The organism is Marinobacter sp. F4216 (assembly GCF_019931195.1).
In the GTDB taxonomy this organism is placed as follows: Bacteria; Pseudomonadota; Gammaproteobacteria; order Pseudomonadales; family Oleiphilaceae; genus Marinobacter; species Marinobacter suaedae.
Window position 1 is genome coordinate 433,979 of sequence record NZ_JAIOUO010000004.1, and the last position, 20,994, is coordinate 454,972.

The 20,994-nt window shown below is 59.8% G+C and carries 16 protein-coding genes; 8 read left to right on the plus strand and 8 right to left on the minus strand.

Annotated elements, in window-relative coordinates:
- The first annotated feature begins 136 nt into the window (after nucleotides 1-136).
- Nucleotides 137-445 carry an HU family DNA-binding protein gene (locus tag K8I84_RS11455; RefSeq protein ID WP_223794894.1) on the plus strand — a complete coding sequence of 103 codons (309 nt, stop codon included), beginning with the start codon at nucleotides 137-139 and terminating at the stop codon, nucleotides 443-445.
- A gap of 46 nt (nucleotides 446-491) precedes the next feature.
- Here the strand turns inward: K8I84_RS11455 and K8I84_RS11460 are convergent, their stop codons facing one another.
- The 8 genes from K8I84_RS11460 to gshB all read right to left on the minus strand — a co-directional run bounded on the left by K8I84_RS11460 (nucleotide 492) and on the right by gshB (nucleotide 7,498).
- On the minus strand, nucleotides 492-1,511 hold the full coding sequence (locus tag K8I84_RS11460) for a putative solute-binding protein (RefSeq protein ID WP_223794895.1): 1,020 nt from the start codon (nucleotides 1,509-1,511) through the stop codon (nucleotides 492-494).
- Between the two features lie 204 nt (nucleotides 1,512-1,715).
- Nucleotides 1,716-3,023: a dihydroorotase gene (locus K8I84_RS11465; RefSeq protein ID WP_223794896.1), complete on the minus strand. Its 1,308-nt coding sequence runs from the start codon at nucleotides 3,021-3,023 to the stop codon at nucleotides 1,716-1,718.
- Nucleotides 3,020-4,033, minus strand: coding sequence for an aspartate carbamoyltransferase catalytic subunit (locus K8I84_RS11470; protein ID WP_223794897.1), 1,014 nt, complete (start codon nucleotides 4,031-4,033; stop codon nucleotides 3,020-3,022). Before K8I84_RS11470 ends, K8I84_RS11465 begins: the two co-directional genes overlap by 4 nt.
- Before the next feature lie 55 nt (nucleotides 4,034-4,088).
- Nucleotides 4,089-4,598: a bifunctional pyr operon transcriptional regulator/uracil phosphoribosyltransferase PyrR gene (gene pyrR / locus K8I84_RS11475; protein WP_223794898.1), complete on the minus strand. Its 510-nt coding sequence runs from the start codon at nucleotides 4,596-4,598 to the stop codon at nucleotides 4,089-4,091.
- Between the two features lie 34 nt (nucleotides 4,599-4,632).
- Nucleotides 4,633-5,073, minus strand: coding sequence for a Holliday junction resolvase RuvX (gene ruvX, locus K8I84_RS11480; protein WP_223794899.1), 441 nt, complete (start codon nucleotides 5,071-5,073; stop codon nucleotides 4,633-4,635).
- Nucleotides 5,066-5,632 carry a YqgE/AlgH family protein gene (locus K8I84_RS11485; RefSeq protein WP_223794900.1) on the minus strand — a complete coding sequence of 189 codons (567 nt, stop codon included), beginning with the start codon at nucleotides 5,630-5,632 and terminating at the stop codon, nucleotides 5,066-5,068. Before K8I84_RS11485 ends, ruvX begins: the two co-directional genes overlap by 8 nt.
- Nucleotides 5,629-6,495, minus strand: coding sequence for an energy transducer TonB (locus K8I84_RS11490; RefSeq protein ID WP_223794901.1), 867 nt, complete (start codon nucleotides 6,493-6,495; stop codon nucleotides 5,629-5,631). Before K8I84_RS11490 ends, K8I84_RS11485 begins: the two co-directional genes overlap by 4 nt.
- A gap of 40 nt (nucleotides 6,496-6,535) precedes the next feature.
- Nucleotides 6,536-7,498 (minus strand): glutathione synthase, encoded by a 963-nt coding sequence (gshB, locus tag K8I84_RS11495; protein ID WP_223794902.1) that lies wholly within the window; start codon nucleotides 7,496-7,498, stop codon nucleotides 6,536-6,538.
- Nucleotides 7,499-7,804: 306 nt separating this feature from the next.
- Between gshB and pilG the strand changes: the two genes are divergently transcribed.
- The 7 genes from pilG to K8I84_RS11530 all read left to right on the plus strand — a co-directional run bounded on the left by pilG (nucleotide 7,805) and on the right by K8I84_RS11530 (nucleotide 20,992).
- Nucleotides 7,805-8,197, plus strand: coding sequence for a twitching motility response regulator PilG (gene pilG / locus K8I84_RS11500; RefSeq protein WP_008175635.1), 393 nt, complete (start codon nucleotides 7,805-7,807; stop codon nucleotides 8,195-8,197).
- Between the two features lie 33 nt (nucleotides 8,198-8,230).
- Nucleotides 8,231-8,593, plus strand: a complete 363-nt coding sequence (gene pilH, locus K8I84_RS11505; RefSeq protein ID WP_213476920.1) for a twitching motility response regulator PilH — start codon at nucleotides 8,231-8,233, stop codon at nucleotides 8,591-8,593.
- A gap of 21 nt (nucleotides 8,594-8,614) precedes the next feature.
- On the plus strand, nucleotides 8,615-9,160 hold the full coding sequence (locus K8I84_RS11510; protein ID WP_223794903.1) for a chemotaxis protein CheW: 546 nt from the start codon (nucleotides 8,615-8,617) through the stop codon (nucleotides 9,158-9,160).
- A 98-nt stretch (nucleotides 9,161-9,258) separates the two neighbouring features.
- Nucleotides 9,259-11,334 (plus strand): methyl-accepting chemotaxis protein, encoded by a 2,076-nt coding sequence (locus K8I84_RS11515; protein ID WP_223794904.1) that lies wholly within the window; start codon nucleotides 9,259-9,261, stop codon nucleotides 11,332-11,334.
- A 27-nt stretch (nucleotides 11,335-11,361) separates the two neighbouring features.
- A complete protein-coding gene (locus K8I84_RS11520; protein ID WP_223794905.1) occupies nucleotides 11,362-12,261 on the plus strand; it encodes a CheR family methyltransferase in 900 nt (299 codons plus the stop codon).
- Nucleotides 12,262-12,272: 11 nt separating this feature from the next.
- A complete protein-coding gene (locus tag K8I84_RS11525) occupies nucleotides 12,273-19,940 on the plus strand; it encodes an Hpt domain-containing protein (protein ID WP_223794906.1) in 7,668 nt (2,555 codons plus the stop codon).
- Nucleotides 19,940-20,992 carry a chemotaxis protein CheB gene (locus tag K8I84_RS11530; RefSeq protein ID WP_223794907.1) on the plus strand — a complete coding sequence of 351 codons (1,053 nt, stop codon included), beginning with the start codon at nucleotides 19,940-19,942 and terminating at the stop codon, nucleotides 20,990-20,992. The genes K8I84_RS11525 and K8I84_RS11530 overlap by 1 nt, the downstream gene beginning before the upstream one ends.
- Nucleotides 20,993-20,994 lie beyond the last annotated feature (2 nt).

Sequence of the window (20,994 nt, forward strand, 5' to 3'; positions counted from 1 at the left end):
GTCTGATAACCCGCTGTTTTTATGCGACCAAAGCCGCAAATGCCGCTGTTGGCTCCAGATCCAGCTGCAGCGTCTGTTTGCACAATGGCAGCGGACCCTCTATAGATGGTCCGAGTCGCCGCCCGCCGGGCGTCGCATGCACGTCAAAAAACACAACAAGAAGGAGTTCCAAATGCGCAAACCCGAACTAGCCGCTGCGGTTGCTGATCAGACCGGCCTCAGCCGGGATAAGGCCAGTGAAGTGATTACGGCTTTCACCGACCAGATTTCGGCTGCAGCTGCCCGGGGTGAGGATGTCTCCCTGATTGGCTTCGGAACCTTTAACATCCGTGCCCGTGAAGCACGCAATGGCAGGAATCCGCAGACTGGCGCATCCATCCAGATTCCCGCCAGCAAAACTGTAGGTTTCAAAGCTGGCAAGGCCTTCAAAGAACAGATCGGCTGACCGAAATCAGGGGCCGCCTTCGCCGGCCCCAATCACTGCTACCGGATCAGGAAGCGCACTCGGAACGGGTGGCATCAACCCGGCAACGAATCGCCTTCATCAACTTGATGGCGCGCTCGTCAAACACCCCATCTTCCAGCAACGACAGCCGCACTTTCTGCAGCATTTTGTCGTACTTGGCGGTGTCTGCAGTTGGCAGACTCATCCAGACATTTGACGGAATCTCGGCTTCCGCCTTGGCGATGATGTCGTAGGCTTCGTCAATACGCTTGATGGCTTCGGCTCGAACCATCTGAGCCGCGTCGTCGGGAAAACGGTCACGGTGAATAATGACCTGGAAGTTCATGTAACCAAGTGCGTATTTCACGACCGCGCCATTCGGCTCCACGCCCTTGTACAGTTCCAGCGGTGTGTAGGCCACGGCCGGGGCGTAGGCAAGGTCCACACTGCCGTTGTTGAATTTGCCGGCAAAGTTGGCGGAGTTCGAACCAACTACCGATGCCCCCACGTGACGCACCATGCGTACAGAGGCTTCATCGTAATCGAGGGTCGCAATGCGCTTGCCCTGCAGCTTCTCGACCGAATCGATGCTGCGATCACGGGTATGAAGATAGATGGCACCACCCGGGAACACGCCAGCCACTTCATACGGACCGTCGACCAGGAAGGGTCGCGCTTTCTCCTGACTCAGGGTGTTGTAGAGCAGACGCATCTCCTCCTCACCCGGTACCGCACCCATAGCCTCCAGACTGCCAGTAAACTTGTTGAACTCACGGGCCCGGGTGCCGGTCAACAGAACCGCATCGCACTGCCCTGCCTTGAAATCCTCGGCAGCGACTTTTTCATCGGTGTAAGCACGCAGATTCAGCTTGATGCCCTTCTTCAGGGCAACCGGCTTGAAACTCTTGGTGATGGCGAACAGCGGGCCATTAGCACCCACAGGATCGAATACACAGAAACTACGTTCGAGGGGCTCATTCTGCGCAGCTGCCAGGGATGGGAACAACAGGCTGGCACACAGGGCAGCAGCCACAACGACCCGTTGCGGGAAGGTTGTTGGTTTCACGGGATAACTCCTGAATTATTGTCGTCGAGAACCGGCACGTCCAGATGTACCGGTTGCGCTCTTCCTTGGTCGACAGTAGACCGACGATCACTAGGATACGTTGGCACAGATGCCGCTCTTCAAGCGCTTTTGAGGGAAAAAAGGGAATCTGTGATGAAGTCGACAGGGGCCCTATTACCCCTGCCGCATTTTAAGGAAGGCGCCCTATTGAGGCTCGCTGCCCCAGGCAATGGACCCGCCAACGAGGGTCATGCGAACCACACCGGGCAAGGGTCGGTCGGAAACCGGGGTATGCCGTCCGGTAGAGACGATGCTGTCATGTGCGGGGATCCATTGGTCGGCGGGATCGAACATGCACAGATCTGCCAGCTCCCCCTCGCCCAGGCTCGCACTCCGACCAATGACAGAAGCCGGGCCGCCGGTCAGCCCACGGATCAACTCGGCCAACGACAGCTCCTTGCGGTTGACCAGTTCCAGGCCCAGAGACAGGACGCTCTCGACAGTGGACAAACCCGGTTCCGTGGCTGCCAGCGGCGCCTGCTTGGCTGCCGTGTCATGGGGCTGGTGCTGACTGACAATGGCATCAATCACTCCCTCGCGAACACCGGCAATCAGGGCCAGCCGGTCCTGCTCACTGCGCAGTGGCGGACGCACGTGGAACCGGCTGTCGAACCCTGCCAGGGCATCTTCGGTGAATGCCAGCTGATGCATGGCAACGTCCGCGCTGACGGCTATTCCCCGCCGGCGCGCATCCGCCAGCATCTCCACACTGCGAGCACTGGAAATCTGCCCCAGATGCAGGCGGACGCCAGTCTCTTCCGCCAGCAGGATCATTTCCATTACGGCGGTGGTTTCAGCGACTTCCGGAATACCCAGCAGACCGAGACGGGATGCCACCAGGCCATCGTGGGCATAGCCGTCCGCCGCCAGGGCAGCGTTTTCCGGGTTCAGAATCACCGTCAGACCAAAGGTCTTTGCATAAGCCATGCAGCGGCGGAGGGTGCGCGCGTTACGCACACCACGGGAGCCATTACCCACGGCGACACAGCCGGCAGAGGCGAGACCCGCCATGTCACTGAGCAGGTCCCCTTCCAGACCCCGAGTCAAAGCTCCTACAGGCAGTACGCGGATGGGAGACCGACACGCAGCCACATCCCGGATCAGATGGGTCACCGCCCCCGAATCGTTCACCGGTGAGGTTTCCGGCGAGGTGCATACCGAGGTAAACCCGCCGTGGGCGGCAGCCCGGGTCTCGGAGGCGATGCTGCCTTTCTGCCCGTTGCCGGGTTCCCGCAGGTTGCAATGCAGGTCCACGAAACCCGGTGAAATGACGCAGCCTTCGGCGTTGATTGTGCCATCGGCCTTGGCCTGTCGGGCGGCCTCGCCAACTGCCGCAATGCGGCCATCACGAATCAACAGCGCAGCGTTTTCCGCGTCTACGCCCTGCCCATCCAGCAGTCGTCCACCAACAATCTTCAGGGTAGCCACATTGGGTGATGCACTCAGGTTCATGGCTGGACTACCTCACTTTGCTTCCGGTTGCGATCCGCCAGCTGGCCACCCATGGCCATGGACATCACCGCCATACGAATGGCAATGCCGTTGGTCACCTGGTTGAGAATCACCGACTGGGGACCATCGGCCACAGCAGACTCGATTTCCACACCCCGATTGATGGGGCCCGGATGCATAACAATGCAATCCGGTTTGGCCAGGGCGAGCTTTTCCTGACTGAGACCATACAACCGGTAAAATTCACGCTCACTGGGTAGCAGGGCCCCCTCCATCCGTTCTTTCTGAAGACGGAGCATGATCACCACATCCAGATCCCGCATGCCACGGTTCATATCGAACTCCACAGTGCAGCCCAGGCTTTCCACATCCCTCGGCAACAGGGTGCCCGGAGCAATCACCCGGACTTCTTCAGCACCGAGTTCGTTCAGGGCGCGGATCTGCGAACGGGCGACCCGTGAATGCAGAACATCCCCCACGATAGCCACCTTCAAGCCCTCGAAGGTGCCCTTGTGCTGTCGAATGGTCAGCATGTCGAGCATGGCCTGGGTGGGATGGGCGTGGCGGCCATCGCCGGCGTTAATGATGGCAACGCCCGGCGTCACATGCTCAGCGATAAAATGGGGGGCGCCACTCTGGGAATGCCGAACCACGAACATGTCGCTGGCCATGGCCTCCAGGTTCAGCAGGGTATCGGACAGGGACTCACCTTTGGAGGTGGCCGAGGTACTGATATCCAGGTTCAGCACATCCGCGGACAGGCGCTTGGCAGCCAGCTCGAAGGTACTGCGGGTGCGGGTGCTGGACTCAAAGAACAGGTTGACCACGGTTCGCCCCCGAAGCAGAGGAACCTTTTTGATGGTTCGCTCGCCCACTTCAATGAACGAATCGGCGGTATCCAGAATGTCGGTCAGCAATTGCCTGTCGAGGCCGTCCAGAGTGAGAAAATGCCGCAACTGACCGTCGTCGGTCAGCTGCAGGTTGTGGAAGGATTGACCTTGGTCAGTCATGAGTAGCCTGCTTGAAGTTCATCGGTATGGTGTCGCCAGCAACTGAGCGCAGGGGTTATGCGCCGCCCTCCTGCACCTCGATACGCAGCGGGTCGGGCCCCCTGAGTTTCACCCGCTGGCTTGATGCCAGGGTCATACTCCGGCCGACCACATCGGGTTGAATGGGCAGCTCGCGGGCGCCAAGGTCAACCAGGGTGGCGAGTATGATACTGTCGGGACGCCCGTAATCGAAAATTTCATTCATCGCCGCCCGAATCGTCCGGCCGCTCATGATCACATCGTCCACAAGGATGATATCTCGCCCTTCGGTATCGAACGGGAGGCTGGACGGCCGGACCCGCGGGTTCAGGCCAATGCGGCTGAAGTCGTCGCGATAAAAAGAGATATCCAGTTCGCCGGGAGCCGTCTCGAGTTGTAGCCGCTTGCTGAGCAAATCTGCCAGCCAGACACCGCCCGTGCGAATGCCCACCATCAGGGGGGCATCAATGTCGCGCTCATTGAGCACCTGACGCAATCCCGTTTCCAGCTTATCCAGCAGTTGATCGATATCTAGCTGTGCAGTCATTACATCCTCGCTGTAGAAGAAAGCATTCCCGAACTCAGTCGGGCCGGGTTTCCTGAAGCCCGAACCAGGTTTCCAGAATCAGAACCGCAGCGCGGTCATCCACACCATGCCGGCCAAAATCCCGGCTACCACCACCGGCCATCACATCACCCTTGGCTTCGAAGCTGGTCAGCCGCTCGTCCACCATCTCCACGGGCAGGTGATACCGCCCGTGCAGGCGCTTGCCAAACTTCCGGGCCCGGGCACACATCTCGTTCTCGGAATCATCCATATTGAGGGGTAACCCCACGACCACCACATCCGGGCGCCACTCCTCCAGCAAACGGCCTATGGCCTGCCAGTCGGGAATGCCATCCCGGGCCGGCAGCATGGTCACGGGTTGGCCGGTGCCGAGCATTTCCTGGCCGGCGGCCACACCAATCCGGCGTGTACCGAAATCAAATGCCAGGACCCGGCGTTGCCCTACCTCAGGCATGGCCAATGGAATCACTCAGCTGGTTAAGGTCGATACCAATCAACTCGAGGACGGCCCGGTAACGGTCACCCCAGGGCGTTCGGAACAACAGATCGGTGGTGGCCGGGCAGGTGAGCCAGGCATTGCTGCCCAGCTCTTCCTCCAGCTGGCCCTCACTCCAGCCGGAATAGCCCAGGGCGACCAGAAACTCGTCCGGCCCGTTATTCTTGCCAATCGCTGACAACACGTCCCGGGATGTGGTTAACAGGACCTCATCGGTCACCTTGGCGGTGTTCTGCCAGCTGGTGCCCGGCGGGTGAAGTACAAAGCCACGTTCGGGCTCCACCGGTCCGCCACTGTATACGGGCAGATCAAGTTCGCCTCCCGACATGTCGAGTTGCTCAAGAATCTCCCCCAGATGAATCTGCAGGGGCTGGTTGATCATGAGGCCGAAGGCCCCTTCATCCGAATGTTCGCACAGATAGATCACCCCACCGTGAAAACGGGGATCAGCCAGATAGGGCGATGCCACCAGGAAGTGGTGGCGCAGGCTGTTGGGTGAATGCTTGGATGCGGTCATCCCGATGTGAGCCCCCGTCGCTGGAAAGACCAGGTTCGTATAATTTCCAGTTCATCGACCTCTTCCCGCATTTGTGGCGGGAAGGGCGCAAATGGCGAAGCCATCCGGACTATCCGGATGGCCGCGTCGTCCAGAACGGTGCTACCGGACGATTCAAGCACGGCCACTTTCTTGATCGAGCCATCCTTCTTGAGTGAGACCAACACACGAACCGTGCCGTGAATACCGGCCCGCCGCGCCTCTGTAGGGTAGTTGATGTTGCCTACACGGGTCACTTTATCGACCCAGCTTTTTACATAATAGGCGTTCGAAGATCGGAGCGTGGAAGCCGAGGTCACCCTCATCACCCGGGGCTTGCGGGCGTAAGCCTGTTGTTGGGCCGCAAAGCGGGCTTCCAGGCTGGCAATTTCGAGGCTGCGCTCCATCAGGCTCTTTTTACGGTTCTCCGGCAGGGGCTCTTCCATGGGATCGGTACGGGTTTCAGGCCGGCGGGCACTCCGACTGGAAACGCCTTCCGTCTGAATCACCCGCTGTTCACGGTCAGGCTGGGGCCGTGCCTGTGACGGTGGCTCGGGCTGGACCTGTGCCACCTCCGGTTGACTGATCTCGGCCGGATTCGGCGTTGTCAGCTCTTTCACTTCGTCTTCGGCACCACTGCCCTTTTGACTGGTCTGCGCCAGGAAATCCGCATCGTCCGGTGCCTCTTCATCGTCGAACTGCGACAGGGTAATTTCCATGGTTTGTGCGGAGGCCTGAGGGTCCTCCGGCGCAAAGCTGATGCCCAGGACGATCATGGCATGGACCGCCAACGCCACGAAAAGGGTGAAAGAAAACCGGTCGAAGTCGCTTACCTGTACTGCCATTACTGATCCTGGTTACCTTACTTGCTCTGCCTGCCGGTAATTACGCCCGCTTTTCGTTGCCCAGACGCCTGGCAATGGCTTCCATCAACATACCGGCAATATCGATACCGAACGCGGCATCCAGTTCCCGGATGCAGGTGGGACTGGTGACATTGATTTCGGTCAGGTAATCGCCGATCACGTCCAGACCGACAAATATCAACCCTTTTTCCTTGATGACCGGCGCCACACGGGCACAGATTTCCCGGTCCCGGTCGGTCAGCTCACGTCCTTCCCCGCGACCACCGGCCGCCAGGTTGCCGCGATTTTCACCGTGCGAGGGGATTCGCGCAAGCGCGTAGGGCACCGGCTCGCCTTCGATCAGCAGGATGCGTTTGTCGCCATCCCGAATTTCCGGGATGAACTTCTGCGCCATGGCCTGATGCTCACCGTAGTTGGTGAGGGTTTCGATAATGACGCCCAGATTGGCGTCGTTTTCCTTGATCCGGAAAATGGAATGGCCGCCCATGCCATCCACCGGTTTCATGATGACATCGCCGTGCTCGGCATAGAACTCGCGGAAACGGGACGCAGAGCGACTCACCAGCAAGGGCGGCGTGAGGTCTTCGAACTGGGTGGCGAACAGCTTCTCGTTGCAGTCCCGCAGGGTCGCCGGAGGGTTCACCACCAGGGCACCCTGCTGCTCGGCCGCATCAAGAATGTACGTGGCCATGATGAATTCGCGGTCCACGGGCGGGTCCTTGCGCATCAGGATGACATCCAGATCCCCCAGCGCCCGGTCCTGGGTCGATCCGAAGCTGTACCAGTTCTCCGGATCGGCGTGGACGGTCAGTTCGCGGGTACGGGCCATGGCCTTCCCGCCGTCCAGGTACATATCAGGCAGCTCCATGTACTCCAGCTCCCAGCCCCGCTGCTGCGCTGCCAGCAACATGGCCAGTGAACTGTCTTTCTTGAAGTGGATATCCTCAATCGGATCCATCACGATGCCAAGTCGGACTGTCATGAGTCTCCCGAGCTCCCGAGGTTGGATGTACCAAATTGAGTGTGCCAACTCGCTCGCACACCCGATGATTGACTGCGTTGAAACGCAATCCCGAATGGTATTGTAACCGGACAGCAAATGCACCCGTAGCCGCGTTCTGGGAATTACGTGAGGGCTCATGCAGGGGTACATTTGGTCACAAAGAAGTGCTTTTTATAGCCCCCTTTATCCTCTATAAATGGGGAGGTTAATAGAACATCCTGTACAAGTGTGTTAAAAACCCCATCGAAAAATAATGACAGTAGCTGAGCGCAAGGCAGTTGGATAATGGATGACAACTTCGAGAATCTGAAGATCATGGTGATCGACGACAGTAAAACCATTCGTCGCACCGCAGAAACCCTCCTGAAAAAGGTTGGCTGTGAGGTCATCACCGCAACTGACGGCTTTGACGCTCTGGCCAAAATCGCCGATTCCCAGCCGGACATCATTTTTGTGGACATCATGATGCCGCGACTGGATGGCTACCAGACCTGCGCACTGATCAAGAACAATTCCTCTTTCAAAAAGACGCCGGTTATCATGCTCTCCAGTAAGGACGGTCTGTTCGACAAGGCCAAGGGTCGCATTGTGGGCTCTGACCAGTACCTGACCAAGCCGTTCAGCAAGGATGAGCTGTTGAACACGATCCGCCAATACGTCCCCCAGGCGGAACAGTAAACCTGCTGAAACCCAGAATTTTTCGAGGAAACCATGGCTCGCATTCTCATTGTTGACGATTCCCCTACCGAGGTTAAGAAGATCTCCACCATCCTGGAGAAGCACCAGCACGAAATCCTGACGGCTGATAACGGCGCAGACGGCGTTGCCAAGGCCCGCGCCGAAACTCCGGATCTGGTCCTGATGGACGTGGTCATGCCTGGCCTGAACGGCTTCCAGGCCACCCGTCAGCTGACACGCGCGCCTGAAACTGCCTCCATCCCGGTGGTCATTGTCACCACCAAGGATCAGGAAACAGACCGTGTCTGGGGTACCCGTCAGGGCGCCAAGGGTTACCTGGTAAAGCCGGTTAACGAAGACGATCTGATCAAAACAATCAATAGCCTGATTGCCTGATCCCAACATCATGGAGTAAGCATGTCCGCCCAGACCGCCCCCTTTGCTGTTCTGACGGATATCGCCCGACGCAGCCGGTCCCTTTCGGCCGGCTTGCCAGAGCAACAAGAAGCCGTAGAACTCTGGAATGGTATCGGATTCATCCTTGCTGGGGAGCGCTATGTAGCACCCATGGGTGAAGTGACCGAAATCCTCCATGTCCCCCGATTCACCCGCATTCCCGGGGTTCGTCCCTTTCTCCTGGGTGCGGCCAATGTCCGCGGTCGTCTCCTTCCCCTGCTGGATCTGCCCCTGTTCTTTGATATTCCCCGTTCCTCGCGCAGTCCGCGTGACCGACGGGTTCTGGTTGTTGAAGAAGGGGATGTTTTCAGTGGTCTGGTGGTAGACAGCGTACTGGGCATGCAGTACTTCGCAGCCGACAGTTTCAAGGACACGCCGGACGGTGTGCCTGAAAGCGTTCGCCCGTTCGTCACCGGCGGATTCGAGCGCAACGACGAAGTCTGGAAAGTGTTTTCCGCCGTCGACCTGATCGACGACGAACGCTTCCTAGACGTCGCACAGTGGTAAAGGGTGTTGAAACTGGCAGGAACTTCACCCTGACCGCCTGATACCCGTACAAAAAACAAACTTGCCAAACCTATGTTGAAGAGGCCGGGAGCCAGAAAATGAAAAACAGAGCCGGAAGTTTCAGTCTGGACCAGGGGGGCAACAAGCTTGTTGCCGGCCTGATCGCTGCACTGATCGCACTTACCATCCTGCTCGTTGTAGTCCTGTTCATGATTAACAGGAGCAGCCAGCACGACCAGGAATACATCGCCCACACCGCTGAATTGCGGGTTCTCTCGCAGGCCATCGCGAAGAACGCCACCGAGGCCGCTGGCGGTACCGCCGAGGCGTTCAACCAGCTTCGCCGGTCACGGGATGAGTTCCAGCAGCTCTGGACCAACATCACCAAGGGCAACCCGGAAACCGGCCTCCCGGCCAGTGAACTTGCTCAGGAAAGCGGCGTTCAGGACAACTGGAACACGGTTCGGGAAAACGCCGACAAGATTCTGTCCACTCAGGACGCAGTACTGGGCCTTCACGAAGTAGCCCAGACCCTGAACGAGACCATTCCCAGCCTCCAGGTAGAATACGACGACATCGTTCGCATCCTGCTGGATAACGGCGCTCCGGCCGAACAGATTTCCCTGGCACAGCGCCAGTCACTGCTGGCCGAGCGGATCGTGCGCTCGGTTAATAACGTACTGTCCGGTGACGAGGAAGCCGTTATTGCCGCCGACCGCTTTGGCCGCGACGCCAGCCTGTTCGGTCGCGTTCTGGAAGGCCAGCTCAACGGCAACCAGGGCATGGGCATTTCCAAGGTAAACGACGAAGACGCCATCTACGGTCTTGAAGCCGTCGACGAGCTGTTCGAATTCGTTAACCAGAACGTTGACGCAATCCTTGAAGCCTCTCCCGACCTCTTCAAGGTTCGTACTGCTGCCAGCGACATCTTCCAGAATTCCGAGCTCCTGCTGACCGAACTGTCCACCCTGGCCGGCAGCTTCCGTGCCAACTCCAGCGCCCGCTTCATCGGACCGACCCTGGCCTTCATCATCCTGGCCGCCATGATCGGTATCGTTATCTTCATCGGTCTGGCCCTGTACCGCGACGCCCGCGATCGCCTGGCCACCACGGAAGAGCAGAACGAGCAGAACCAGAACGCGATCCTGCGACTGCTGGACGAACTGGCTGACCTCGCAGACGGTGACCTGACCACCGAGGCCACGGTAACCGAGGATTTCACCGGTGCCATCGCGGACTCTATCAACTACGCGATCGACCAGATGCGCGGACTGGTAACCGCCATCCGTGGAACGGCGGTAGGCGTTGCCTCTGCGGCCCAGGAAACCCAGGCCACAGCGATGCACCTGGCGGACGCTTCCGAGCACCAGGCGCAAGAGATTGCCGGAGCTTCTGCGGCGGTTAACGAGATGGCGGTGTCCATCGACCAGGTATCCTCGAACGCTGCGGAATCCTCCGCGGTTGCGGAGCGATCGGTTGCGATCGCGAAGAAAGGCGCGGAAGTGGTACAGAACACCATCCGCGGCATGGACAACATCCGTGAGCAGATCCAGGAAACCTCCAAGCGGATCAAGCGACTGGGTGAGTCTTCCCAGGAAATCGGTGACATCGTATCCCTGATCAACGACATTGCCGACCAGACCAACATCCTGTCTCTGAACGCTGCGATCCAGGCCTCTATGGCCGGTGACGCGGGTCGAGGCTTCGCGGTGGTTGCGGACGAAGTTCAGCGACTGGCGGAACGTTCTTCTGCAGCAACCAAACAGATTGAAGCCCTGGTTAAGACGATCCAGTCGGATACCAACGAAGCGGTAATCTCCATGGAACACACCACCGCCGAGGTGGTCCGTGGTGCACGCCTGGCCCAGGACGCGGGTATCGCGCTCGAGGAAATCGAGAACGTATCCATGAGCCTGGCGGAATTGATCCAGAACATCTCCAACGCGGCGCGTCAGCAGTCGTCCTCTGCGGCACACATTTCCAACACGATGAACGTCATCCAGGAAATCACCTCGCAGACCTCGTCTGGTACCAACGCGACCGCCAAGTCTATCGGTCACCTGGCCGAGATGGCGTCCGAACTGCGGTCTTCCGTTGCCGGCTTTACCCTGCCGGACGAAGAGGCCGTCGAGCAGGAAGAACAGGAAGACGCCGACGTTCCGGTGGTGGGCTGATTTTCGGTCTCGGGCTGTTGACGGTTTATGGCGCACATGCATAACAACCTGTCTGCTGACGAGGGCATCTGGTCCCTGCGCCGACTCCCGGACATGGATGAGGCGCAGTTCAGTCAGTGGCAGACCTTGCTGGAGCACCGAACCGGCATGACCCTGTCGGCCGACCGCCGCTCATTCCTGGAAACCAACCTCGGGATCCGGATGAGGGAAATCGGCTGCAGCAGCTACCAGGCCTATTACGAGCAGATCGTCTCAGGCCCGGATGCCATTCGTGAATGGTCGACCCTGGTGGATCGGCTGACGGTGCAGGAAACCCGGTTTTTCCGCGACACTGATGCTTTTCGCCTGGTGTCAGACTATGTGCTGACCCGCCCCCGGGAGGCGCTTAAAAAGCGCCCCCCGGAAGTGTGGAGCGTCGGGTGCTCAACCGGTGAAGAACCGTACACCCTGGCCATGGTACTGAACGAATGCATGACCCAGCTTGAGTTGCCGCCACTGTTTGGCGTCACCGGCTCGGACATCAGCAAGCCCGCTATCGAAAAGGCCCGTCGAGGCCAGTTCAATCCCCGCAAGTTGATGGGAATGGACGAGACACTGAAAGCCCGGTATTTCCGCCCCGCCGAGCGGAACACCGTTGAAATCGTCGACAGTATCCGGGATCGGGTCTGCTTCGCCGGGCTGAACGTGCTCAACCTCGCCAAGGCACCGATGCACGGCATGAACATTATCTTCTGTCAGAATCTGCTGATTTACTTCCGTCGCTGGCGCCGGCGGGAAATAGTCAGACGACTAGCAGAGCGACTGGCGCCCGGGGGGCTGCTGGTACTGGGCCAGGGCGAGCTGACGGATTATCAGCCGCCGGGCCTGCAGAGGGTACCCTCGGAACATGTACTGGCGTGGATCAAGCGCCAGACTGACGAAGAATAACCGGAGTGGTTATGGGCAATCACCATGACAGCATCGCTCTCGACTGGGTTCGAGGCGAAATACAGGACACGCTGACTCAAGGACAGCATGCACTGGAAGCGTACGTCGAAAATCGTGACGACACTACGCGCCTGCGCTTCTGCCTGAATTACCTTCATCAGGTGCACGGCACCTTGCAGATGGTCGAGCTCTACGGCGCAGCACTGCTGACCGAAGAGATGGAAAAGCTCACGCAGGCGATCCTGAATGAGTCGATGGCCAATATTGATGAGGCCATCGAAGTTCTGATGCAGGCCATCCTGCAGCTGCCCCAGTATCTGGAACACCTGGGCAGCAGCCAGGACGACTTCCCGATGGTGCTGCTGCCGTTGCTGAACGATCTGCGTGCCGCCCGCGGGGATACCCTGCTGTCCGACACCTCGCTGTTCAAACCGGATCTGAGCCGCTCGACGATGAGCGTCCCGGTAGAGATTTCCCAGCGCCTGCAGGACCCCAAGGTTCTGGGCCATGTTCGCAAGCTGCGCCAGATGTATCAGTTCGCCCTGGCCGGCGTGGTTCGCGAGGAAGATCTCGACGCCCAATTCGAGTACTTGCAGAAAGTCATCTCTCGCCTGAACCGTCTGTGCCAGAAAACGCCCCGTGGCGAACTGTGGAAAGCCGCCGGAGCGTTCATAGAGACCCTGCAGGCGCACGTGAACCCGGTCAATGCCGCGGTGAAGTCCCTGCTCCGTGAACTCGACAGCGAAATCCGCCGTCTGGCTGACCAGCACACCGACATTCTCCGGCAACCGGCGCCCGAGGCACTGCTCAAGCACCTGCTTTACTATGTGGCCCGCGCTCGTGAGCTGAACACCCCGCTCGTCACGGCCCTGCGCAACGAATACAGCCTCAACCAGGCGCTACCGTCGGAAGACGATGTGGACGCTGCCCGCACACGGGCCTCCGGCCCTGGCCGGGAGGCCATCCAGTCGGTGGTTGGCGCGCTCAATGAAGAACTCGCCAAGCTCAAGGACCAGCTCGACCTGTTTGTACGCGCCGAACTGCGCCAGAATCATGAACTGGAAGAGCTGTTGCCTGGTCTGAAACAGGTCGCCAATACCCTGGCGGTTCTGGGCCTGGGGATTCCCCGCAAGGTTGTGAACGAACAGATCGACCTGGTCGAAAAACTGATCAACCAGCCCGATCCGGTGGACGACGGCACCATGATGGATATCGCCGGCGCCCTTCTCTATGTGGAAGCCAGCCTGTCCAGCCTGGAGCAGGACGGCCAGACCAGCGAAGCCAGCATCGGTTCCGACCAGACACCACAACTTGGCTCCCGGGAACTGGGTGAAGCCAGCGGGGCGTTACTGCGTGAATCCCGGAACACCCTGGAGCAGGTCAAGTCCTCGATCGTGAACTTCATTGCCTCCCAGTGGGATACCCGGGAAATCGAACACGTACCCGGGCTGCTGCACAGCATTCGGGGAGGTCTTGGGCTGATTCCTCTGGATCGGGTGTCAGACATGCTGGCCTCCGCCGAGCGCTACATCACCGATGTACTGTTGACCGGCAAGCAGATTCCCGACTGGCGCCAGCTGGATACACTGGCCGATGCCGTCACCAGCATAGAGTACTACCTGGAACGTCTGGTGGAAGGCAACGGCGAAAACGACGTCATTCTGCAGGTCGCCGAAGAAAGTCTGGCTTCTCTTGGTTTCCCGGTAGGCGCCGAACCCACCTGGATCGCCAGTGCCGACGTCGATGACATTCCGACTATTGATGCGGCTGCCCTGGAAGAACCGGCGCCCGAACCGGAAACCGCCAAGGAATCCGACCAGGAGCTGCTGGATGACGAAATTCTCGGCATCTTTATCGAAGAAGCCGAGGAAGTGCTCGAAACCATCAACGAGTTCTACCCGCGGCTCCGGCAGGATCACGATGATCGCGAGGCCCTGTCTGAAGTACGTCGCGCTTTCCATACGCTCAAGGGCAGCGGCCGCCTGGTGGGTGCCACCAGCCTGGGTGAACTCGCCTGGGGCGTGGAAAACCTGCTGAACCGGGTCATTGACCAGACCATCAAGCTCAACGACGAACTGTTCGCTCTGGTGGACGAGGCAATCGCCCGTATCCCGGCCTTGATCAGCGACTTCCGTTCTGGCCAGGCAGACGCCGATGTGTCTGAACTCACTCAGCGCGCCGAAGCAATGGCCGACACCCGCCGCGCTGAAGCCGGCGGCAACCAGCAGATTGAAGAAGCGGCCGAGGCAACAGGGGAAGAAATTACTCTGGAAGCGCCGGCCGACAGCACCACCGACGAGACTGATGCAACCGATCTGGTCGAGCCCATTGGCGAAGCCCCTGCTGAACTTGCACCTGTGGCAGAAGAAGCCGCCGATGAAGACGATCTGATTGATGACGAAATCCTCGAAATCTTCATCGAGGAGGCCGGTGAAGTTCTGGAAACCATCCGGGAGCACTTACCGACCCTGCTCAACCAGTTTGACGACCGCACCGCGTTGTCCGAGGTTCGCCGGGCCTACCACACACTGAAAGGCAGCGGCCGTATGGTTGGCGCCGAGGTGGTTGGGGAGCTGGCCTGGTCCGTTGAGAACATGCTGAACCGGGTAATCGACGGCAGTATCCTGATGAACTCGGACCTTGCAGAGCTGCTCAACGAGGTCACAGGAGTCCTCCCCGGCCTGGTGGAAGACTTTGAACAACGTCGGCCAGAAGGCTTCGACACGGCAAGCCTTGAGGCCCGAGCCGAGGTGTTGGCCAAGGGTGAAATCCCGGTGGCCAGCAGCATGCCTGCCACGGAAACCGCGCCCGCGGGCAGAGAAGCCGAACCCGACGACCTACTGGACGAGGACATTCCGGCAGGTGGAGTCGATCCTGTTCTGCTGGACATCTTCGAAAGCGAAGCCGAAACCCATCTGCAAACGCTGCACAACTACCTGGAAGCAGCGGGTGACAAGGCGACCGTCTCTTACACCGACGATCTGTCCCGTGCCCTCCATACCCTCAAGGGAAGTGCGCATACCGCTGGCATTGCCCCGATCGCGGCTGTCATCACCCCGCTGGAGCGATTCGTCAAAGAATCCAGGGCACAGAACAAGCGTGCGGACCGGGACGTTCTCGCTCTGCTGCACGATGCCTGCCAGTTCCTGAGCCAGGGACTGGAGCAGTTGCGTTCGAACCCTCAGGCAAGTCTCCCGGGTACCGAGGAGTTCCTCGCCAAGCTCGAGGTTATTGCCGCCGCAACCCTGCGCGTCCAGGGCGGCGAGCATGGCGAGGACAGCGATCAGCAACCGGCCTCCCAGCTGGTTCAGTTGTTCCTCAGTGAAGGTCTCGACATCGTCCTGGATGCGGACCGCATTCTGGACCAGTGGGTTGATGAGTCAACCAACCACGAACTGCTCACTCCCCTTCGTGCCGAGCTTGATCAGCTTACCGATGTCTCCGCCGACGCGGGGCTGTCCGATGTGTCTGCCCTGTCCGGCGCACTTCGCGATATCTACAACCAGCTCGTGCGCACCGACGAAGCACCGGAGCCGGCACTGATCGAAACACTGCACAGCGCCCACGACCACCTGATCAACATGATGGATCAGGTGGCTGCGGGTCTGGCGACCGAGACCAGCGACGATATCCTGGCTCGCCTGGATGCACTCGCGCCCACGCCGGTAGACACGCCACAAGTCGAGGAAGAGGCCGGACCCGACGACTTCGAGCAGGCATTCACCGGTGACCTTGAAGCCATTGATCTGAGCTTTGAAGAAGACGACATCGAACTGACCACCGGCGACGATCAAACCGCGGCAGCCGGGCAGCCCCCGCTACCCGAGGCCTTCGAGACCGACAGCGAGCTCGACGAGGAACTGGCCGAAATCTTTCTGGAAGAGGCGAGAGACCTGATCGACAGCACCGCAGAGGCGCTTCAGAACTGGAGTGAGAACACCAGTGATCTGGACATCCTTCGCTTGCTTCAGCGGGATCTGCACACCCTCAAGGGTGGCGCACGTCTGGCCGGTGTCGCTGCCGTGGGTGATCTGTCCCACGAACTGGAAACCCTGTTCGAGGGACTGACTGAGCAGCGCTTGTCCATCAATGACCAGCTATCAGACCTGCTGTTCCGTTCCCATGACCGCCTGGCCCACATGGTCGATGCACTGGAAGCCCAGGAGCAGCCTGAAGCAGCACCGGATCTGATCGACGAGATCCGTAACTATATGACGTCGGCAACGGCATCGCGCCCGGTGACCGACATTGTTGATAAAGACGAGCCGGAGCAGGAAGCGCCCACGGACTACCTCGTTGAGGAAGAGGTTTCGGAACAAGCGGGCACTGAAGCGGAGACCGAAGAGTCTCCCGAACTGACCGGGGAAACCGCTCCCAAAACCGAAGCGGAGCCCGAAGCTGAAGTGACGGCAACCGACCTGTCCCATCTGGATCCGGAGCTGGTCGGCATCTTCCTCGAAGAAGCGTACGACCTGATCAACTCCACCGGCAGTGCCCTGCACACCTGGAGCGAAGATCCGTCGGACCGCGCCATTGCCGCCGAATTGCAGCGGGACGTGCACACCCTCAAAGGTGGCGCCCGGATGGCCGGTGTCGAGGCCATTGGTGACCTGACCCACGTACTGGAAGACCTGTTCGAGAAAGTCGCTGAAGGCCAGCTGGCAGCCAGCGACGCCATGAACGACCTGTTGTTCGCCTGCCATGACAGGCTGGCCCAGATGGTCGATCAGGTTGCCGGCCAGGCGCCCTGCCCACCGGCCGTTGAACTGGTCACCAAAGTTCAGGCCATTTTGCGCGGCGAAACTCCGACTGACGAAGCGGAAGAAGAACCGGTCCCCGAGACGCCAGCAGTCAGTGAAGAGGCCAGCGAAGACGACCTGATCGGCATCTTCCTGGACGAAGGTATCGAGATACACGCCACCATTGGTGATAGCCTGGCCCAGTGGCGGGAAGAGCCTGAAGAGCTGACCGGTGTTACCCAGCTTCAGCAAGAGCTTCACACCCTCAAGGGTGGCGCCCGGCTGTCGGATATCGACACCATTGCCGAACTGGCCGAAGCCTGGTCCGACGCACTGGACCCGCTGATTGCCGGTGCCGATAACCAGAGTGAACTCTTTACGTTGAGCGACAGGGCCCACGACGCCCTGCAGACGATGCTCAGTTCGCTGGAAGATGGCAGCAAGCCCGCACCTCAGTCCGAGTTGATTGCTGCGCTTAAGGCAGCATACAAGGATGCTGAGGCGGACACTCTGGCCACCGACGAAAGCGCATCCGCAACCGCCGGGGATGTGGACCCTGAAGTTCTGGAGATTTTCCTGGAAGAAGCCGGGGAAATCATGGATCAATTGGAGCAGGTCCTTGAGGACTGGCGCAAGGAACCGGCCAACCACGGCTTCAACCAGGAAGCTCAACGTGCCCTCCATACGCTCAAAGGTGGTGCACGCCTGTCCCAGCTCACACACCTTGGTGACAAGGCCCATGCCTTGGAGACTCGCCTGATTGATCTCGGTGGCAACGCACCGACCGAAGACCAGTGGCAGAGCATTACGGCGGACCACGATGAAATCATCAAGCTGGTTTCCGATGTACTGGAGAAAGGGGTAGCGGCGGTAGCCGAAGCACCTGCAACCGAACCCGAGCGAAAGCAGGACATCGAAGCCAAGCCTGAACAAAAGCAGGAAGAAAAGGCCAAGCCGGAATCTCAGCAGGCCAGCGTCGAGGCAACGGCAGAACCGAAGGTCGAGCCCAAGACAGCTGCTAAGCCAGAGCCGTCGGAGGCCAGCAAGCTGCCGGACCAGCGCAAAGACAAAACCGGCAAACGAGCCGCGGAGAAGCAGCGGGCCGCCCAGGAAACCATCCGGGTATCGGCATCTCTGCTGGATGACCTGGTTAACCTGGCCGGTGAAACCAGTATTACCCGAGGCCGTCTGGAAACCCAGACCAGTGATTTCGGCCAGAACCTGGAGGAAATGGCCGCCACCATCGAGCGTCTGCGTGAGCAGCTGCGGCGGATGGAAATTGAAACCGAAACACAGATCCTGTTCACGGCAGAAAAAGAGCACGGTCCGGAATACGGCGAGGACTTCGATCCGCTGGAGATGGACCGTTACTCGTCGATCCAGCAGTTGTCCCGGGCCCTGTCCGAGTCGGCATCGGATTTGGCCGACCTGCGGGAAACCCTGGGTGACCGGATTCGCGATACCGAAACCCTGTTGCTCCAGCAGTCGCGGATCAACACGGAACTGCAGGAAGGTCTGATGAAGACCCGAATGATTCCGTTCTCGTCCACCGTTCCCCGTCTGCGCCGGATCGTCCGCCAGATCAGCGGCGAGCTGGGCAAGAAGGTCGACTTTGACGTTCGCAACGCCGAAGGCGAAATGGACCGCAACATCCTGGAACGGATGATTGCCCCGCTGGAGCACATGCTCCGGAACGCCCTCGACCACGGTATCGAGATGCCGGAAGACCGCAAGAATTCCGGTAAGCCGGAAACCGGCGAAGTTATCCTGTCGCTCACCCGGGAAGGCGGTGATGTGGTACTGCGCATGATGGACGACGGTAAGGGTATTCCCTCCGGCGTCATCCGCGACAAGGCCATCCGCCAGGGGCTGATGGGCGAGGACGAAGACCTGACCGAGCGCGAGATACTGCAGTTCATCCTGCAGCCGGGCTTCTCCACGGCCCAGCAGGTGACGCAGATTTCCGGCCGGGGCGTGGGCATGGACGTGGTCGCCAGCGAGATCAAGCAGCTGGGCGGCAGCCTGGACATCGACTCGGCACTGGGTCGGGGCACCACCTTCACCGTACGCTTGCCGTTCACGGTATCCGTTAACCGGGCCCTGATGGTCTCCAGCGGTGACGACTTCTACGCGATTCCGCTGAACACCATCGAAGGTATTGTGCGGGTCAGCTCCTACGAGCTGGAAGAATACTACAAGCCGGATGCACCGCTGTATGAGTACGCCGGCCAGGATTACCGCCTGCAGTACCTGGGCAGCCTGCTCAACACCGACCACCAGCCCAAGCTTCAGGGCCATATCCTGCCGCTGCCAGTGATTCTGGTACGGGGCGCCGAGCAGCCGATGGCGTTGCAGGTGGACAACATCCTCGGTAGCCGGGAAATCGTGGTTAAATCCCTCGGCCCTCAGTTCGGTACCGTCCGGGGTGTGTCCGGGGCGACCATCCTGGGTGACGGTAACGTGGTGGTGATTCTCGACCTGCCGGCGATGATCCGTTCCGACATTCTGTCCGAGCGTCAGCGCCTGGTGAACCTCGAGAAAGCCCGCGAAGCCGCCCGTTACGAAGAGACCATTACCAAGGTGATGGTGGTGGATGACTCGGTGACGGTCCGTAAGGTTACCTCCCGCCTTCTGGAGCGGAATGGCATGGAAGTGGTGCTGGCGAAAGATGGTCTGGATGCGGTGGCACAGCTGCAGGATCACAAGCCTGACATCATCCTGCTGGATATCGAAATGCCGCGGATGGACGGCTTCGAGGTGGCCAGCTTCGTGCGCCATGACGATACACTGCGGGATACGCCAATCTGCATGATCACCTCCCGAACCGGTGACAAGCACCGTGACCGGGCGATGGCCATCGGCGTGAACGAATACCTCGGCAAGCCGTTCCAGGAGAGCGAACTGCTCGCCACCATCAAACGGTTGACCGGTAATCAGTGATGGTCGGCCACACTGGCCGGCCCCGGGTCGGGATCGTTTCGGACATCGTGCTGCAGCGCCATCGCCTGCAGAACGCCAGCTCGAAGGTGGGGCTGGATGTCTGTTTCTCCGGCGACCCGGGGCGGTTGCTGGACTACCCGGGTTTTCCGGACGCCAGCCTCTGGCTGGTGACGTTGGAAGACGACGCCGATCATCCCGGGTTGTTCGATCACCTGTTCAGCAACACGGACGCGCCGGTGCTGTTCGGCCTGGATCTGGCCCCCAAAACCGGGGGCACGGACTATTTCCGCTGGGAACGCCGGTTGCTGGCGAAGCTTGAACAGGAGCTGGGGCCGCTGGAAGAGCTGGATTCGGAACACGCCATCCAGCAACTCGAAGAACAACCACCCGCCGAGGTAGTCACGCCCACCCTGCCCCAGTGGATTCCGCCCGCCTTCAATAGCTCACCGGCCGAAGAGGTCTGGATTCTGGGGGCCTCCCTGGGCGGGCCGGCCGCTGTGAAGACCTTCCTCGACCAGCTGCCGCCGGGATTGCCCGTGGGGTTTATCTACGCCCAGCATATCGACGGTAACTTCACCAGTGTGCTCACCCGTGTGCTTGGCCGACACGCCCATTACAAACTGAAACGGGCAGAGGAAGGCTATCGGGTACACAATGGCGACGTGGTGCTGATGCCCGTCGAACACGAATGGGCGTTCAATGAAGCCGGTGAACTGACCGAGCTGAACAGGAAATGGCCGGGGCCCTATGGCCCGTCCATCGATCAGGTTTTACTGAACGTCGCCGACCATTACGGGTCACGCTGCCACGCTATTCTGTTCTCCGGCATGGGCAACGATGGCGCTATTGCCGCGCCCATGCTGAAAGCCCATGGCAGCAAGATCTGGGTGCAGGAAAGTGACAGCTGTGGCAACAGCTCCATGCCCGACTCTGTGGCCGCCACCGGTTGCACCACCCTGAGTGGCACCCCGGAAGCACTGGCCCGGGAACTGGTCAAAACGATAGAAGAATCCTGCCTGCTCAAGGGCAGACAGAAACGGGACTCCGCCTGAGG

Excerpts from the sequence above, each read along its gene's own strand:
- K8I84_RS11490 (WP_223794901.1), bottom strand. The coding sequence starts at position 6,495 with ATGGCAGTACAGGTAAGCGACTTCGACCGGTTTTCTTTCACCCTTTTC.
- ruvX (WP_223794899.1), bottom strand. The coding sequence starts at position 5,073 with ATGCCTGAGGTAGGGCAACGCCGGGTCCTGGCATTTGATTTCGGTACA.
- K8I84_RS11525 (WP_223794906.1), top strand. The coding sequence starts at position 12,273 with ATGGGCAATCACCATGACAGCATCGCTCTCGACTGGGTTCGAGGCGAA.
- K8I84_RS11470 (WP_223794897.1), bottom strand. The coding sequence starts at position 4,033 with ATGACTGACCAAGGTCAATCCTTCCACAACCTGCAGCTGACCGACGAC.
- pilH (WP_213476920.1), top strand. The coding sequence starts at position 8,231 with ATGGCTCGCATTCTCATTGTTGACGATTCCCCTACCGAGGTTAAGAAG.
- K8I84_RS11530 (WP_223794907.1), top strand. The coding sequence starts at position 19,940 with ATGGTCGGCCACACTGGCCGGCCCCGGGTCGGGATCGTTTCGGACATC.
- pyrR (WP_223794898.1), bottom strand. The coding sequence starts at position 4,598 with ATGACTGCACAGCTAGATATCGATCAACTGCTGGATAAGCTGGAAACG.
- K8I84_RS11465 (WP_223794896.1), bottom strand. The coding sequence starts at position 3,023 with ATGAACCTGAGTGCATCACCCAATGTGGCTACCCTGAAGATTGTTGGT.
- K8I84_RS11485 (WP_223794900.1), bottom strand. The coding sequence starts at position 5,632 with ATGACCGCATCCAAGCATTCACCCAACAGCCTGCGCCACCACTTCCTG.
- pilG (WP_008175635.1), top strand. The coding sequence starts at position 7,805 with ATGGATGACAACTTCGAGAATCTGAAGATCATGGTGATCGACGACAGT.
- K8I84_RS11520 (WP_223794905.1), top strand. The coding sequence starts at position 11,362 with ATGGCGCACATGCATAACAACCTGTCTGCTGACGAGGGCATCTGGTCC.
- gshB (WP_223794902.1), bottom strand. The coding sequence starts at position 7,498 with ATGACAGTCCGACTTGGCATCGTGATGGATCCGATTGAGGATATCCAC.
- K8I84_RS11515 (WP_223794904.1), top strand. The coding sequence starts at position 9,259 with ATGAAAAACAGAGCCGGAAGTTTCAGTCTGGACCAGGGGGGCAACAAG.
- K8I84_RS11510 (WP_223794903.1), top strand. The coding sequence starts at position 8,615 with ATGTCCGCCCAGACCGCCCCCTTTGCTGTTCTGACGGATATCGCCCGA.
- K8I84_RS11455 (WP_223794894.1), top strand. The coding sequence starts at position 137 with ATGCACGTCAAAAAACACAACAAGAAGGAGTTCCAAATGCGCAAACCC.